Source organism: Devosia sp. MC1541 (assembly GCF_012847305.1).
Classification (GTDB): domain Bacteria; phylum Pseudomonadota; class Alphaproteobacteria; order Rhizobiales; family Devosiaceae; genus Devosia.
This window is the reverse complement of sequence record NZ_JABBDZ010000001.1, coordinates 1-16,205: the sequence shown is the minus strand read 5'-3', so window position 1 is coordinate 16,205 and position 16,205 is coordinate 1. Positions and strand designations below refer to the sequence as shown.

12 protein-coding genes and 2 pseudogenes are annotated in these 16,205 nt (G+C 57.1%); 2 read left to right on the top strand and 12 right to left on the bottom strand.

Annotated elements, in window-relative coordinates; translation table 11 throughout:
* Positions 1–156 precede the first annotated feature (156 nt).
* From HKD40_RS00070 to HKD40_RS00030, 9 genes are all read right to left on the bottom strand, one after another.
* A complete protein-coding gene (locus tag HKD40_RS00070) occupies positions 157–1,020 on the bottom strand; it encodes a 2-hydroxy-3-oxopropionate reductase (protein WP_169193690.1) in 864 nt (287 codons plus the stop codon).
* A complete protein-coding gene (gene otnI / locus HKD40_RS00065; RefSeq protein WP_169193689.1) occupies positions 1,017–1,802 on the bottom strand; it encodes a 2-oxo-tetronate isomerase in 786 nt (261 codons plus the stop codon). The genes HKD40_RS00070 and otnI overlap by 4 nt, the downstream gene beginning before the upstream one ends.
* Before the next feature lies 1 nt (position 1,803).
* Entirely contained in the window at positions 1,804–2,721 is a 918-nt protein-coding gene (locus HKD40_RS00060; protein WP_169193688.1) for a sugar phosphate isomerase/epimerase, read from the bottom strand.
* Between the two features lie 11 nt (positions 2,722–2,732).
* Positions 2,733–3,764 carry a Gfo/Idh/MocA family oxidoreductase gene (locus HKD40_RS00055; protein ID WP_169193687.1) on the bottom strand — a complete coding sequence of 344 codons (1,032 nt, stop codon included), beginning with the start codon at positions 3,762–3,764 and terminating at the stop codon, positions 2,733–2,735.
* A gap of 4 nt (positions 3,765–3,768) precedes the next feature.
* A complete protein-coding gene (locus HKD40_RS00050; protein ID WP_169193686.1) occupies positions 3,769–5,478 on the bottom strand; it encodes an ABC transporter ATP-binding protein in 1,710 nt (569 codons plus the stop codon).
* Between the two features lie 10 nt (positions 5,479–5,488).
* Positions 5,489–6,583, bottom strand: coding sequence for an ABC transporter permease (locus HKD40_RS00045; protein WP_248305860.1), 1,095 nt, complete (start codon positions 6,581–6,583; stop codon positions 5,489–5,491).
* Positions 6,584–6,664: 81 nt separating this feature from the next.
* Entirely contained in the window at positions 6,665–7,651 is a 987-nt protein-coding gene (locus HKD40_RS00040; RefSeq protein ID WP_169193684.1) for an ABC transporter permease, read from the bottom strand.
* 143 nt (positions 7,652–7,794) lie between these two features.
* On the bottom strand, positions 7,795–9,906 hold the full coding sequence (locus HKD40_RS00035) for a family 10 glycosylhydrolase (protein WP_169193683.1): 2,112 nt from the start codon (positions 9,904–9,906) through the stop codon (positions 7,795–7,797).
* A gap of 85 nt (positions 9,907–9,991) precedes the next feature.
* Positions 9,992–11,920 (bottom strand): ABC transporter substrate-binding protein, encoded by a 1,929-nt coding sequence (locus HKD40_RS00030; RefSeq protein ID WP_169193682.1) that lies wholly within the window; start codon positions 11,918–11,920, stop codon positions 9,992–9,994.
* 229 nt (positions 11,921–12,149) lie between these two features.
* Between HKD40_RS00030 and HKD40_RS00025 the strand changes: the two genes are divergently transcribed.
* Complete coding sequence (locus tag HKD40_RS00025) at positions 12,150–13,133, top strand: LacI family DNA-binding transcriptional regulator (RefSeq protein WP_349236783.1); 984 nt, start codon at positions 12,150–12,152, stop codon at positions 13,131–13,133.
* 42 nt (positions 13,134–13,175) lie between these two features.
* Here HKD40_RS00025 and HKD40_RS00020 read toward each other — a convergent pair whose 3' ends face one another.
* The 3 genes and pseudogenes from HKD40_RS00020 to HKD40_RS00010 all read right to left on the bottom strand — a co-directional run.
* Positions 13,176–14,795, bottom strand: a complete 1,620-nt coding sequence (locus HKD40_RS00020; protein WP_169193680.1) for an FGGY-family carbohydrate kinase — start codon at positions 14,793–14,795, stop codon at positions 13,176–13,178.
* A 3-nt stretch (positions 14,796–14,798) separates the two neighbouring features.
* Positions 14,799–15,527, bottom strand: a complete 729-nt coding sequence (locus tag HKD40_RS00015) for an SDR family oxidoreductase (protein WP_169193679.1) — start codon at positions 15,525–15,527, stop codon at positions 14,799–14,801.
* A 59-nt stretch (positions 15,528–15,586) separates the two neighbouring features.
* A pseudogene (locus HKD40_RS00010) lies at positions 15,587–15,757 on the bottom strand (IS3 family transposase); the annotation flags it as partial.
* Positions 15,758–16,057: 300 nt separating this feature from the next.
* On the opposite strand from HKD40_RS00010, the pseudogene HKD40_RS00005 reads away from it, so the two are divergent.
* Positions 16,058–16,205 (top strand): annotated as a pseudogene (locus HKD40_RS00005) (IS256 family transposase); the annotation flags it as partial.

Here is a 16,205-nt window from a genome sequence, read left to right as displayed (position 1 = left end):
CTGCCGTCCCGGCCGATTAATATGAACCCCATGGGTAAGGCCGATTGAACGAGGATCATAGATCCGAGTTACGAGGTTCTTACTGCCGCGGGCGACCCGACCCAGACCGAAATCGCCGCAACCGACCACTCGGCCTCCCTATCGCCCTGCCCCTATTCAATTATCGGGATCGATGACTTTATAGAGCCCGGAGTGATCCTTTTCTCCCAGCCCTTGCGCAATGGCGCTGTTCATCAGCTGATGTAGGCTCGCGGAATGCGGCAGGAACAGATCAAGCGCTTTGGCGACGTCCAGAGCCAGGCCAATGTCCTTGCGATGCAGCCGAATACGGAAACCGGGGTCAAAGGCTTCCCTAATCATCCGGTCGCCATGCACCTCTAATATACGCGACGAGGCAAACCCGCCCATAAGAGCGTCGCGAACCTTTGCTGGATCGGCCCCCGCAGCCTTTGCCAATGCAAGCCCTTCTGCGACGGCCTCAATCGTAAGGCCAACAATGATTTGGTTAGCGACTTTGGCGGTCTGGCCGGAGCCGACGTCGCCGATATGGGTGATGTTTTTGCCCATCAGCTCAAACAAGGGACGCGCGCGCGCGAAATCGCTGGTCGTACCACCGACCATGATCGTCAACGAAGCCGCCTTCGCGCCGACCTCACCGCCTGAGACGGGAGCATCAAGATAGCCTGCTCCAAGAGCGACGATCCGTGCCGCAAAATCCTTGGTTGCAACCGGTGAAATCGAGCTCATATCGATGACGAGCTTGCCCGGAGACAGAGACGACGCCACGCCATCTTCGCCAAAGAGAACCGCTTCAACGTCTGGCGTATCTGGCAGCATCAGGATGACAATTTCGGAAGCAGCAGCCACTGCTGAAGCGCTTTGCAAGGCGATTGCACCGGCCTCCACAAGATGCTCCGACACCTCTTTCACCCTATGAAGATGGAGGATGTGCCCCGCAGCAATGAGATGCGCAGCCATGGGCCGCCCCATGACCCCAAGACCAATAAAACCGATCTTCATACTCTGCTGCTCCACTCTTTAAACCATCCCAAACCGGCGCTCGTACCTGCTTTGGGCTTGTATTCAGCACCAACCCAGCCGCTGTAACCTGCATCGTCTAGCGCTCTGAAAATATTGGGGTAATTGATCTCGCCCGTACCGGGTTCATGGCGGCCCGGATTGTCGGCTACCTGGACGTGAGCAATCCGGGACTGCAAGCGCTTAAAGCCCTGGATCAAATCCCCCTGCACGATCTGCATGTGATAGAAATCATACTGTAGATAGAGGTTGTCATGCCCAACGGCTTTGGCGATCCACTCATAGTCATCGGTGGAGTTGATGAGAAAACCGGGAATATCGCGGGTATTGATCGGCTCGAGTAGGAGCTTGATACCGGCGGACGAAAGGCGCGGTGCTGTGTAGCGGAGATTGTCGATGAGCACGGCTTCCAGCTCGTCCCGCGCCATGCCAGTCGGCGCAATCCCAGCCAAGCAATTGAGTTGCGTGCAGCCCGTCGCCTGTGCGTACAAGATGGCCCGATCAACGCCCTCGCGGAACTCTGCAATTCGGTCTGGGTAGCAGCCGATACCACGTTCGCCTCCGCCCCAATCGCCTGCAGGCAGATTGAACAGCGCCTGCGTTAAACCATGGGCTTCCAGCTGAGCCTTGATGTCTTCCGGCTTGTGCTCATAAGCCCCCACATATTCGACCGCTTCAAAGCCATCTGTCGCCGCCGCCGCAAATCGCTCCATAAATGGCAATTCGCCATAGAGCATCGACAGGTTTGCAGAAAATCTTGGCATGTTAGGCGTCCTTCAACGGCCCTGGATAAGGGATAAACTCGCCGCCACGGCAAGATTTCAAATAGTTCAAAGCGTGGACCTGACCGACCATTTCCAACTCGTCGCGATAGACCGGATCGTGCCAACCTTCGATATCGATTGCGCCTGTGTACCCCGCCAGACGCAGCTCGGAGATGACATCACTCCAATTGGTGTCACCGAAGCCCGGCGTCCGCATCCAGACGGCTTTTTCTTTGCCGCCAAAACCGTGTTTTTTGATCACATCCCAACGAATGGTCGCGTCCTTGCCATGGACGTGGAAGAACTTGTGGCCCCACTCGCGGATCTGCGGAATTGGATCAATGAGATAGGCCATCTGGTGGCACGGTTCCCATTCGAGCCCCAGATTGTCTTCCGGCAACTCATTGAACATCATCGACCAGGCATCGGGATTATGGGCGATGTTCCAATCCCCAGCCTGCCAATTGCCGCCATTCATAGCGCAGTTCTCAAAGGCAATCCGGACACCCTTGTCCGCAGCGCGTTTGGATAGCTCCCCCCAGACTTTCTTAAACTGCGGCAAACTCTCCTCGATTGGTCTGCCGCGAACACGACCGGTGAAGCCCGCGATGCAGGTCGCGCCAAAATGGTGCGCGTTATCAATCAGCATTTCCCAGCCGCGCAGTGTTTCGACGTCCTTCTCGCGATCTTCGAGCGGATTGCCGAACATGCCCAAGGTCGAAATGGTGACATCACGATCACCCATGACGTCCTTGAGGCGCTTTGCCAGCTCCGGCAAATCCTTATTCACGGTCTGCCAGAAATAGGGCTCGATGCTCTCAAAACCATGCGGCAGGATTTTTTGCAGATAGCCAGCGGGATCGGGCTCATGGCCGCGGATCATGGTGCCGATACGAATTGCTTTCGGGTCAATAGCCATAATGAATTCCTCTAAATATGTATTTCGACGCGACGGCCAAGCGTCGAGCTATCGATGGCACCGAGCACCATGGCGAGGCTTTTGATATTCTCGCTGCCGACGGTTTCGGGCAAAGGCCCGCCGCGGGTAGCGGCGAGGAAATCTGTGATGACCCCAAGGTGCCCACCGACACGATCCGCAGGATCAAGCGCCGGGATTTCAAGCATGGCCGTGTCTGGCAGCAACTGCCCACTCACATGCGCGTTCGAGCGTGCCGCGCGAATATCATCGGCACCATCCCAGACAATGCTGCCCTTCGTTCCGGTTATGCGCCAGTAGCTCTCCCAAGATGTCCTTAAACCCGGCGCCGCCCATGAGCCGCGATAGGTCATGACCGCCCCGCCAGCGAAATGAAAACTGGCGAAGGCAGAGGCATCACGCTCATACCATGAGCCCGCCGGGTTCCACTCTTCGGCATAGGCCGAGGTGGCAATGTCACCGATCACATAGCGCGCCGCATCAAATGTGTGGACGGCCATGTCGAGCAGCAGAACATGAGGCATCTGCTCGCGGAAACCACCGAAATGGGGATCAAGGAAGAAGTCGCAATGCACCCCCGTCACCTCTCCAATAGCCCCCGAAGCCACGAGGCGATGAATGCGGCGGAGCTGAGGGAGATAGCGGCGGTTTTGAATAACGACGTGCAGCCGATCTGCGGCCTTGGCGCGCGCCACCAGATCCCTCGCCTGCTCTAGCGTTTCAGCCATCGGCTTTTCAGACAAGACATGGGCCCCGGCGGCGAGCGCAGCACTGACGATGCCGTGACGAACCGCGGGAATGGCGACGTCAAAAACAATCTCCGGCGCCAATCTGGACAACATGGCGGGAAGATCCGTCCCGATTTCGGGATTGATATTGTGCTCTTTGGCACTCGCTTCCGCATTGGCGGGATTGATGTCGACAATGCCGACGATGTCAACACCGCCAACGGTTTTGATGGCTTCGAGCCACTTGCGGCTCATTGCGCCAGCGCCAGTAAGGACAGCGCGTTGATTGATGGTCATGAAACTAGCCAACTGCAGAGGGCGACAGAGACGACAGACGCGTGCGGTGCAACATGCGCTTGTCACGAGGATCCGGATTGGGCACCGCCGAAATCAGCGCGCGCGTGTATTCCTGGTCTGGCTGGGTGCATATCTTTTCTGCATCGCCCACTTCCACCAACCGTCCGCGATGCATCACGGCCACCCGGTCGCAGAAATAGCGAACCACGGAAATATCGTGGGAAATGAAGATGAAAGACAGATCAAGCCGCTCCTGAATCTCCAGCAGCAGATCCAGAATTTGGCTACGGATCGACACGTCCAGCGCTGACGTCGCCTCATCAGCGATAACAATGCGGGGGTCGAGCGCCAAAGCACGCGCAATGCCAATGCGCTGGCGCTGTCCGCCGGAAAAGGCGTGCGGATATCGCTCCATGACGTCCGGCGACAGCCCGACGAGGCGAAGGAGTTCGGCAGTTTTATGCTCAATCTCCTGAGCGCCCAACTTGCCCTCAACTATCAGCGGATCCGCAATGATCTGCCGGACCGTCATGCGGGGATTGAGGGAGGCAAAGGGGTCTTGGAAAATCAGACGTACATCTGCATGGAACTTGCGCAGCTCGGCCTTGGACAAGGTGGTGACGTCAATTTCAGAACCATCGCGCTGACGGTACAGCACTTGACCAGCGGTGGGCTCCACAACACGCAGAATGAGGCGTCCGAGCGTGGTTTTGCCCGAGCCGCTCTCGCCAACTATGCCGAGGTTTTCGCCGGCATGGAGCACAAGATTGACGTCATCGACGGCCTTGATAGCAAAAGTTTTGCTACCCAAAAACCCCTTGGCACCGCCATAGACCTTGGTGAGGCCATTGATGGTGAGGATGGGCTGAGGCGCAACGACCGCTTCGGCGCGCGCGGCGGCAGGCTGTTCAAGCTTCACGGTCGAGGCCAGTAGCCGCTTTGTATAGGGGTGTTGGGCAGCATGGAAAATGGCATCCACCGTCCCCTTTTCGACGATCCGCCCAAAACGCATCACGGCCACATCGTCCGCAACTTCCGCCACGACGCCCATGTCATGGGTAATCAGCAGCATGGCCATGCCACGCTCGATTTGCAGGCGTTTGATTAGGTCCAGGATTTCAGCCTGAGTGGTGACGTCTAGGGCAGTTGTCGGCTCGTCCGCGATTAGTACATCCGGATTGCAGGCCAGAGCCATGGCAATCATGGCGCGCTGACGCATTCCTCCAGAAAACTCAAACGTGTAACGGTCCGCCATCTCTGCGGGGTTTGGAATTTCCACCTGACGCAAGAGTTCAACGGTGCGGTCCCGCGCCGCGCGCTTACTGAGTTTGACGTGAAGGCGTAAAACCTCGTCGATTTGGCTGCCAATGGTGTGGACCGGCGACAGCGAAGACATTGGCTCCTGAAAGATCAGGCCAATACGGGCGCCCCGAACGGCTCGCACTTCCTTGCTGCTCGATGAGAGGTGAGCGAGATCGGTTTCTGTCCCATCAGCGCGCAGGACGATCTTACCACCAACCATCACTCCGGGCTTATCAACGATGCGCATGAGTGATCGCGCCGTTACCGATTTTCCGGACCCGCTCTCGCCAACGAGCGCCAGCGTGCGGCCCCGGTAGAGATCAAAGCTTACATCCCGCACCGCATGCAGAATGTGTGTTCGAAGGTGAAAATCGAGCGATAGGTTTTGGACGCTCAGAACAGGCTTTTCCATTCCGCGCTCCTCAGCTCTCATAGGGGTCGGCAGCATCGCGAAGTCCGTCACCGAAAAAGTTGAAGGATAGAACCGCAGTCACCACCGCCAGACTGGGCCAGATCAGTAGCCAAGGTGCCGTCGAGATCGACCGGATGTTTTGCGCGTCTTGGAGCAGCACGCCCCAGCTCACGACCGGCGCTTTGAGCCCCACGCCCAAGAAGGACAGTGACGTTTCGGCGATAATCATCGAGGGGACCGCAAGCGTCGTCACCGCCAATATGTGGCTGGTTAGTGAGGGAAGAATATGCCGGAAAATGACGCGGGGCTCGCTCGATCCATCGAGCTTGGCTGCCGTGACAAAATCCTCATTGCGAAGCGAAAAGAAGCGTCCTCGGACCTCTCGGGCCAACCCGGTCCAGCCCAATAGCGATACGATGACCGTTATTACGAAATAGACTTGCAGCGGCGACCAGGTGAGCGGGATTGCTGCCGCCAGGCCAAGCCAGAGCGGAATGGTCGGCATGGCACTGACGACCTCAATGATGCGTTGGATCACAGTGTCGACGATGCCACCGAAATAACCTGAGACCGAGCCAAGCACGACGCCCAGCACGAGCGACATGCACACCCCGATTAGCCCAATGGACATGGAAATACGGGTGCCATAGACCAGCCGGCTCAGCAAATCGCGCCCTAGGCGATCCGCCCCAAGCAAGTAGACGGTCTCGTTGGGATCAATAGGACCAAAAAAGTGTCGCTTGGATTCAAATAGGTTCCAGAACTTGTAAGTGGGGCCCTCCACGAAGAAGCCAACAGGAACAATCACGCTGTCGTCGACAACGAAAGTGCGCCTGAGTGCCTCCTTGTCGATGGTGACCGAATAGCCCTTGGCATGGAGCTGGAATTCACCTTCGGGAGTGAAGAGCGCCAAAGTTTGCGGGGGGGCATAAGTGTATTGAGCGCGACTGGTGTCCGGCAGGCCTGGCGCGAGAAACTCTGCCAGTGCACTGACCAGATAGAGGGCCAAGATCACGCCGCCGCAAAAAACGGCGACTTTCTGCGCGAGGAACTTGCGCCAGATCAGTGTCCATTGCCCAGCACCGGCATCCGAGATTGGTGCCATTCCCGGCGCGAGTCCGGAGATTGCCGGACCATCATCAACGCTTGTCGGATCGAAGACAGGTGTCATTGGCATGCCAGCACCTCAATTATACCGAATGCGCGGATCGAGAAGCGCGAGCAAGATGTCTGAAATGAGCATGCCCACGAGGGTCAGAACGCTCAGCAACAAGATGAAACTGCCCGCCAAATACATGTCCTGAGCCACTAGCGCCCGCAGCAGCAGGGGCCCGGCAGTCGGCAAATTCAGAACAATCGCCGTGATGGTGACACCTGACACCAATTCCGGCAGCACCCAGCCAATGGCGGAGATGAACGGGTTCAGCGCTATCCGCACGGGATATTTGACGATGACCTTGTATTCCGGCAGCCCTTTGGCGCGCGCTGTGGTGACATAGGGCTTGGAGAGCTCATCGGTGAGATTGGCCCGCAAAATGCGAATCATGGACGCCGTGCCTGAAAGGCCGATGACGAGTATGGGTATCCACAGGTGCAGGATGAGATCCCAGACCTTGCCCCAGCTCCAGGGCGCGTCAACATATTCGGGCGAGAACAAGCCACCAACAGACTGCCCAAACACCCTGAACGACACATACATCAGCGTCAGCGCCAAGATGAAGTTTGGCACAGCCAAGCCGATGAAACCAAAGAAGGTGAAAACGTGATCGCCAATGGAATTGCGGCGCACTGCCGAATAGATCCCGATTGGCAATGAGATTGCCCAAACCAGCAGGAGCGCCGCGAATGAAATGGCCAGCGTCGAACCCATCCGACCCCAGATAACTTCAGAAACCGGTTGGTTCCATTCGAAGGAAAAGCCGAAGTCCCCTCGAGTCAGAATGCCAGTCATCCATTTGCCGTACTGTACCCAAACCGGCTGATCGAGCCCGTATTGCGTTTGTAAACGCGCAATGGTTGCCGCGTCGACGGGTGATCCGCCGTCGGCCAATGTCGACAAGAGCGAGGTGAGATAATCACCCGGTGGCAGTTGGATGATGGCGAACGAGATCACCGACATCCCGAACAATGTCGGGATCATGTAGACCAGCCGCTTCAGAATATAGTTTAGCATTGCCGCTCCTCTTTCGGCATTGCGGGTGGCTGGCAGCGTTTCCGCCGCCAACCGAGATGATATGCTCGTCAAACCCCAATCAAACGACGCCTTGGTGCTTCTCCGTGGACAGCACGTCACTCACTGGGGTTATCGGTCTTGCGTCATTCCCAGCGCAGATGGACCACCTCCATGGTCTCGATCTCGCTGACCTCCACAGTCGCTCGGTTGCCTTCTACATGGACCGACACATTCTGACCGGATACCAAGAGACTGGCAGATTTAACTTTTTTGCCAAGCGGGATTTCAATGTCTACCGTCAAAGGACCAATGGGCCAGGTATCGCGCAGCGGACCCTTCATCATCATCGGGTTTGTCAGATTAAGCAGGCACAGCACCCGACCGTTTTCGCTCTGGTGAAGGCCAACATCCAGCACACCTTTGCCACTCACGCGCACTTGGGGCTCTTTCCCCAGGGCCCATTTGACCGCATTAGCGATAAGCAGCCCTTGGTCTGCTGCCATATATGTCCAAAACACTTCCCCAATATTCCACGGAATGTAGACCACGCGCCCGCCTGCTTTAGTTTCGCGGGCGGCAACGCCCACGCCCTGCGGGGCGAGACGCGGATAGACCTCTTCCATCGGCAAGTCAGGAAAATCTGGTATTTTCAGGAAGGGCAGCTCGAGCTCGGCGATAGGCTCGACCCCAATGTCCTCCGTGCCACCGATTATCCGGGTTGCACCGGCAAAGCCGGCATTGATTGGGTGATTGCCATTGAGTGCAACATAAGAATTGCGAACGTTTCCGCGCGGCGGCGCCGTCATCGTCACGCCGAACACGTCCGCTAACCCGAAGTCAGGCCGTGCGGCGCCTTTTTCGTCAAATAGCGACGTTTGGTGTGCCGCCATGACGCTGCCACCGGAAGCAACATAGGCGCGAATTGCGGCGCATTGCTCGTCCGACAGATAGGTCGCATTGGCCAGAATGATCAGCTTATAGGCGCTCAGCGTTTCTGCCGTCATGATCTGGTCAGAGAGAAACTCAAACGGCAACCGTGCTTCGACGAGAGCATGGTATAACCCCATGTCGTTAAGCTCGGCCAAATGACGCTTATCGGGGTCCCAATTTCGTAGAGTTGTCGCCGGGTCGATGACTGCAATTTCTGCAGTCGGCGACATCTCGCCAAGGACCGGCTCTATCTTAGCATGCAAGTTGAAGGCGTTTGCCGTCGGCTGCACCCAGCGATCATCCGGGACACAGGCGTTGAACTTGGTGAACCACGGAAAGAGGCCCTGCGTGATCCCTGCATGGACCCATTGCTCAATTTCCGGGCCGGTCTGCACAGAGTCTTTCCAGCGCGGAATTTCCTCTGGGCCGATTGAGGTAATGAGCCCCACCGGCCGATCGCGGAAAGTGGCGCGAATACGTTTGCCATTGCGGCCCGCCGACCAGGCCGGCTCCACATTGCGTCGCCCCTGATGGTCGACAAACAAGATCGGGCAGTGTTTCTTGATCACCGATAGGTCAAATTCCATGAGCGAGGAGCCGCTCATATTCGGAATGAAACTGGCGTGTGGTTTGACCTTCTTAACTTCCGTGTCCCAATGCGCCACGAGACGTGTCAGCGTGGTGCGACGCCACGCGGCCCAAGCCTGCCAGACAGGATCTGAGGCGCTGGTCGTTTCAGGCAGTTCAAATCCACTGGCAGCGCGGAAATTATCTTCGCATGCCTCACAGTAGCAAACACCGTGCCCCTGCCAACGATTGCCGAACAAGGCATCGATGTCATACTTCTCCGCGATTTCGACAATGACCTTGGTCATGAAGTCGAAATTGTAGCTCGAATAGGCGCAGGTGACATAAATTCCGGGCATCGCCCAGTGTTCACGAGGCTTCCGATCGACAGTCAGTGACACCCATTCAGGATGCGCCTCTGCCGCATCCGCATGGATCGCATGGGGGTCGACGCGCGCCATAACATGCATGTTCAGTTTGCGCGCTTCGTCCACCAATCGGCCGAACGGATCACTGTCGCCAATAAACTTGGACACATAGTGGAGCGGAATCTCGCTCGGGTAATAGGCAATATACCCCCCTGCTGAGAGGCAGATGGCGTTCGATTTCGTGCGCTTGAATACGTCCACCCAGAACTCAGGATCGTACCTCTGCGGGTCATCCTCGACAAAAGTGAGCTGGGTCCACCGCGTAGCACTCTTGTACCATTCAGGTGTTCTTAGTCCGGCGGTGGAAAGGCTGTCTTCTGTCATGAGCATCAAGTCGGTCCGAAGCATGGGCGTGAAAAAGGGAGCCCCGGCGGCGGGGGTAACCGCCGAGGCCATGCGCTGACATTTAGGGATGTCAGCTGATGTAGTATTGTTCCGGGTTAGTCGGCGCTGGCGTCGGGTAACCCCAGCTGTTTGGCATGGTCGGACGGACGTTTTTGAGCCGGTTTGCGACAACGCCATAGCCATCAAGCGGCAGCGTTATACCGAAAACGTAAAACTCATCCGCCGCGATTTGCAGGATTTCCTTCATCAGCTCCTGCTGACGCGCCGGATCACCCGTCTGCCGAAGCTCATCATAGGCAATATACTGCCGCTGCGTTGCCGCTGGAGGTTCGACCGCGTCCCGGGATGTCTTGTCATTGTACCAGATCTGCCACCCCTTGGCGTACATGGCCTCGGTCGTGTTGGGGAAGAAATAGCGCGGATCCAACACAGCGACGATGCCACCATTGCCACCGAACTTGTGAACCGTTGCATCATACTCCCCACCCTGGCGCACTCGGACTTCCCAAAGCGAGCGATCCATGGAGCGCATCTGAGCGTCGACACCAACAGCACGGAACATCGGCAAAACGAGCTGGAACGCGTCAACAAAAGTCTGGCGAACCTGATCGATCTCAAAAATGATCGACACGCGCTGGCCATTCTCGTCTAGGCGGAAGCCCTCACCATCCTTGCTCGGGATGATTTTGTCCAAATACTCGTTCGCCTTAGCGACATCATAGGCGACATATTGGGTCGCCAGCTGTTCATTATACAGCGGATCTTCCGGACGCACCGACGGCTGGGCCGGAGCCCCCTGCCCGATAAAGATCGTATCAATGACGGCCTGACGATCCAGAGAATGGCTCAAACCGGCACGGAAATCCTTGTTCTGATACAGGGCGCGCTTGATCGGATCGGGATGGGTCAAGTTGAGCTGGAACACCATCTCGTTGGGTTCCGTTGAGGTCGTCGTATAGAATGCGTATTTACCCGCCTCCTGGCCGTCATAGAGCACGGCACGATTGGCTGGGGTACAAATCCACTGGTCAATCATGTCGATTTCGCCCTGCAGCGCCTTAAGAAGCAAGACTTCATTGTCGGCGGCGATGGCATAGGTAACCCGGTCGATGTAGGGCAGTTGGTTCCCTGCCGTATCAACCTTGAAATAGTACGGGTTGCGCTCAGCTATCGAGTATTCCGCAGACTCGCCAACCGGCTGCACGATCTTCCAGCCGTACAGCGTCGGCATGTCCTTATTCTTGAAAATTTCACCGTCGACGGAAATCCCGCTCTTAATTTGGAACAGCTGGACCCAGCCGGTGAGCCCCTGCTCCACAGCCAGCTTATCCGCGTCTGGGTTGTACTTGATGTGGAACTGGCTGAGGTAGTGCTTGGGCAACCGTGTCGTACGATCGTCATTAGCCCAAGCCATGCGCAATGGGAGCAGACCATGCGGCTGGCTGAAGGAAATCGTAAAGGTCGTCGCATCGACCTTAGCGAAAACACCGGCATCGCCATTCGGCGTCCGCAGATAGCCTTGCACCGAAGGCGTCAGGTCCAAATTCTGCATGACATCTTCATAGAAGAACATGACGTCATCGGTGGTGAAGGGCTGACCATCAGACCACTTATGACCCTCGCGAAGCTTGACCGTATAGACAGTCGCATCAGCATTGGCTTCGAAGCTTTCGGCAACGTTCGGAATAACTCCGCCAAAGTCCGGCGTATACCGCAGCAGACCTTCGTAACCCTGGTAGCGGTGCATCATATTGAGGGAGCCGCCGCCGACCAGCGCCGCCCGCAGATCGCCGCCGTATTTGCCAACCGCTTCAAACGGCTCAACCACCATGGGGTTCTTGGGCAAGCGCTCAGCGACCGGCGGCAATGTCCCCGCCGCTACGGCATCCGCCAAGCTTGGCGCCTCCGTCATCGCTCCTTGGGCGAAGGCAGGAATCACAGGCAGTAGCAGAGCAGCACTAGACGCAGCTAGGAACGCCCTCCGAGAAATATTGGTCATTTTTTCTCCTCCTCAGCCCGGATGACTTATCTATCAATCTTCGGACTAACATCAGCTTTTCACTGCCTAATTGTTAGGTCAATTTGTTTTTCAGACATTGAGCACCTCAACGCCTAACCCTTGTAACTATATGTTATACCTAGCCTTGAATGATCATTGCGCGCCATTGTTGCACCTAACTTTCATTATGCTACAACCTAAAAAAGATGGAGGTGATGAATTGAAGAAAGTGACTCTAGACAGCATCGCCGACCAACTTGGTGTGTCCAAATTCGCGGTGTCCCGCGCGCTGGCCGGCAAGGATGGCGTCGGTGATGAGCTGCGCTTGCGCATCATCACCAAGGCCCGCGAAATGGGCTATCAGCGCAGTTCTGCGACAGCGCCAACGCAGCCTATCATTCATGTCATTTTCGCTGAGCATGACCCGGTCAATAGTGAGCTGTGGATGCAGATGCAGAATGGCATCGAGCAAGAGGCTTCAGCTGCTGGATTTCAACTGCAGACCATTTGGGCGCCGTCTTCAGAGAAAGTCAGCGGCATGGTCGCGAACAGCAATGGGGTGGTTTTGGTTGGCCCCCATGAACAGCCATTGATTGAAGCCATAGCCGCAACTGGCCGCACCACGGTCCGGCTGGGCTGGGTTCGCCCACTCGAGAACACCGATCAAATTGGTGGTGCCGACCACGAAGCAGGCAAAGCCGTGGGGGAGTATCTTCTAGCCCGCGGGCATCGCAAAATTACCTTCGTCCACGGCACGCGAAAATTGCGCGGCCGTATGGAACGCCTTTTTGGACTGAGAGAAGCCACCGTCTACTGCCCTGATGCTACCATCAGCGAAATTCAGTTCAGCACCGAGAAAACCTTTGCCCAGCACATTACCGAAATGGCTGACTTAGGGGACCGACCAACAGCGCTGTTCTGTTCACACGACAGCCTGGCCGTCTTTGTTATCGCTGAGCTCCATCGGATCGGGTATCGCGTTCCGGAAGATATCTCGGTGATGGGCTATGGCGATTTTACGGCCGCGACACAGATCTCGCCCGCGCTCACTACACTGCGCCTACCCGGCACAGACATGGGCATTGCCGCATTTCGCCTGCTCATGGACCGCATGAACACACGCAAGCGCCAGCTACCGCCGCAGCGCGTCATGTTGGTTCCAACCTTGATCGAACGAGATTCGGTCCGTGATCTCACGGCACTCTCGGACTAAACATCACGAACCGAGATTTCTGCCTTCCCGCAGACGAGCACTCTATTGCTCAGAGGAGCGAATTCTTTCCGCAAGGGACTGTAGGTCGACAAATGCGCCGTAGCGCTTCTGATGGAAAGATTGGCGGGCCACACTCGGTGAGATCACGTCTTGCGTGTTGGCCATTTGAGCCATTGCCTCACTCAGCGCTTGATATGCACCGGCAGCAGTTGCGCCCAACATAGCGGAGCCGAGCAGCACAGGCTCAGGCGAACTGGTGACGGCCACAGGCACACCAACGCTATCCGCGAGAAGCTGGCGCACGAGCTTTGACTTACCAGCCCCGCCGCTAATGTAGAGTGCTTCCACATTGATACCGGACCCTGAGGACGCTTCAATGATCTGTCGTAGACCGTAACCGAGGCCCAAAAGTCCGGCGACATAGAGCGCCACAAGGCTCGCCTCTGTAGTGTCCATGCCGATGCCCGCAATGACCGCCTTCGCTAATGGGTTGGCATGGGGTGCCCTATTGCCTAAAAACTCAGGAACAACATGGAGGCCCTGCGCCAGCTGCGCTATGTCTGACGGTGTGGCTCCCGTGGCTTCGGCCAATTGTCCGAGATAGGCAGGCACGGACAGTCCTGCTGCAGTCGCCCTTTCACGCGCCTCGGCACCAAAAGGATGCAGAGTGACAAGATGGTCGAGCGCTGCACCGGCGGCAGATTGACCACCTTCACTCAGCCATAAGCCGGGCACCATGGCGTCGTAATACGGACCCCATACGCCGGAAACTGGCTTTGCCGTTTCAGTGGAGGCCATTGTGCAAGCCGAAGTCCCAAAGACATAGGCCATGCGCGAAGTTATCGTCCCCGGCCCGCCTGCAGCGCCTAGCGTCCCAATGCCGCCGGCATGTGCGTCGATCAAAGCCGCTCCGACCGAAGTCCCCGCAACAAGGCCCAGTTCTGCACCCGCCTCTGCGGTCAGCCCGTTGCCCAATGGCGAACCGGGCGAGACAATGTCAGTGCCGATACGCGAAAAGCTTTCATCGGCGAGTGCACCCAAGCCAATGGCGCGGAAATAGCTCTCATCCCAACGCTGCTCGTGAGCCAAATAGGTCCACTTGCAGGTGACGGTGCAGGAAGACCGAGCAAAGCTTCCTGTTGCCTTCCAGGTCAGAAAATCGGGCAGATCGAAAAACTGCCAAGCACCCGCAAATACTTGCGGCTTGTTCTCCGCCAGCCACAGCAGTTTTGGCGTCTGCATTTCCGGAGAAATCCGCCCGCCAACGTAAGCCAGAACAGCATGCTCACCGGCGTTGATCCGCTCGGCCAGATCCAGCGCACGATGGTCCATCCATACAATGATATCGCGGCTCGGATCGCTACTGTCACTGATTGAAAGTGGCTTCCCGCCCTCGCCCAACACTACCAAGGAGCACGTTGCGTCAAAGCCGATGCCATTGACATCGGCGGGAGCAACGCCTGCAAGGGCAACAGCCTCGCGGACCGTTTTGCAGACGGCCCGCCAAATATCGGCGCTTGAACTTTCCGCCCGTTCGCCGGGCTCTAAACAGAGTTTTATCGGATCAACCGCCGAGGCGAGCATTGTTCCTTGAGCATCGAACACCCCGGCGCGTGCGCTCGCAGTCCCAACGTCGACACCGATAAAATACTGTTTTGTCATGGCTTAAAGATCGTTGCGCTGCGGAAGAATAACGAGATCACGGATGGTGACACTGCGCTTACGCGTGAGCATAAAGACAACCGCGTCAGCGACCTCTTCTGGTTCCATCAGGTCACCCGCCGCCAAAGCGGATTCCAGCTTTTCCTTTGGCCAATCAGAAATCAGCGCCGTCCGCACTGGGCCGGGACACACCGCCCCGACGCGAATGCCTGCCGGAGCCACCTGACGACGCACCGTATGCACAAAAGCCTGCACGGCAAATTTGGAGGCGGTGTAAATCGGCTCCCATGCAACCGGGACAACGCCAGCAATCGAGCTGGTCATGATGATATCGCCGGTCTTGCGCTCGGTCATATAGGGCAATACGGCATGAACGGTGCGGAAGGCGGCATTGACGTTCAAGTTTAACATCCGGTCCCAATGGTGCGGATTGCCCTCAACAATTGGCCCGCCGATATAGGCGCCCGCATTGGCGTGGAAAATATCGAGCTTACCTGCACGATCAAGAATTGCGGGCAGCATGGTCGCAACGCTGTCGGGCGAGAGGAGATCGACTTCGACGGCAAAAGCACCCTGCCCCAATTCTGCGCAGGCCGACGCCAGTGCAGCGGCATCGCGGTCAACAAGGGCGACCTGCGCTCCGGCCTCCGTAAGCGCCTTGGCACAGGCGAAACCGATACCAGAGGCCGCCCCAGTAATCGCTGCAACTTGGCCCTTCAAAGACAGGCTCATTCGGTGGTCCTTTGTATGGTCGTAACGAATTGCCCCGCGTTCTGTAGACACCTTCGGGGTCAGCTTTTGTGTAATCGGTCGCACTCGATCGGTGAGAGCATGCTGTTTCGGGCATGCTTTCGAGTCAGGTTGTAGAACATCTCGATGTAGTCGAACACATTTTTGCGAGCTTCGTCTCGTGCTCGATTGGTCCTGCGCCTGATCCATTCGCCTTTGAGAAGGTTGCAGAATCTCAAGGCTGACCGACAGAAAATTCAACCTTGTGTTCAGTTAGGCGTCCCCTCACCTTCGGCTGAAATACAGACGAATGCGCCTTTGCGATCTCGGTGGCCTCCACCATACTAGGGTTCACAGTTGCACAGCGGACATATTCGGTCGGGTCGTGTCCCGGGACGTGGTGTAACTGAGGTGGTCAAGCCGCTCGCGAGCGCGCCATTAGGAGCCGTAGCGAGCGAGCGGCTGGGTGGTCATCGACGGATTTCCGGTAAGGTCTGGTTGCTTACCCCAACCCTGCACCTGAAGGACCACCGATGACCGACACGATGATGAACCTGCGCACGCTGGTAGAGAAGACCCCCGACGCCGATATTCTGCGTGAGATGATTGGCTTCGCTGCCGAACGGCTGATGGAGATGGAAGTGGGTGCCGCCACTGGGGCCGGCTATGGCGAAAAGAGCG

Excerpts from the sequence above, each read along its gene's own strand:
- HKD40_RS00015 (WP_169193679.1), bottom strand. The coding sequence starts at position 15,527 with ATGAGCCTGTCTTTGAAGGGCCAAGTTGCAGCGATTACTGGGGCGGCC.
- HKD40_RS00060 (WP_169193688.1), bottom strand. The coding sequence starts at position 2,721 with ATGGCTATTGACCCGAAAGCAATTCGTATCGGCACCATGATCCGCGGC.
- HKD40_RS00040 (WP_169193684.1), bottom strand. The coding sequence starts at position 7,651 with ATGCTAAACTATATTCTGAAGCGGCTGGTCTACATGATCCCGACATTG.
- HKD40_RS00055 (WP_169193687.1), bottom strand. The coding sequence starts at position 3,764 with ATGACCATCAATCAACGCGCTGTCCTTACTGGCGCTGGCGCAATGAGC.
- HKD40_RS00035 (WP_169193683.1), bottom strand. The coding sequence starts at position 9,906 with ATGCTCATGACAGAAGACAGCCTTTCCACCGCCGGACTAAGAACACCT.
- HKD40_RS00020 (WP_169193680.1), bottom strand. The coding sequence starts at position 14,795 with ATGACAAAACAGTATTTTATCGGTGTCGACGTTGGGACTGCGAGCGCA.
- otnI (WP_169193689.1), bottom strand. The coding sequence starts at position 1,802 with ATGCCAAGATTTTCTGCAAACCTGTCGATGCTCTATGGCGAATTGCCA.
- HKD40_RS00030 (WP_169193682.1), bottom strand. The coding sequence starts at position 11,920 with ATGACCAATATTTCTCGGAGGGCGTTCCTAGCTGCGTCTAGTGCTGCT.
- HKD40_RS00045 (WP_248305860.1), bottom strand. The coding sequence starts at position 6,583 with ATGGCACCAATCTCGGATGCCGGTGCTGGGCAATGGACACTGATCTGG.
- HKD40_RS00070 (WP_169193690.1), bottom strand. The coding sequence starts at position 1,020 with ATGAAGATCGGTTTTATTGGTCTTGGGGTCATGGGGCGGCCCATGGCT.
- HKD40_RS00050 (WP_169193686.1), bottom strand. The coding sequence starts at position 5,478 with ATGGAAAAGCCTGTTCTGAGCGTCCAAAACCTATCGCTCGATTTTCAC.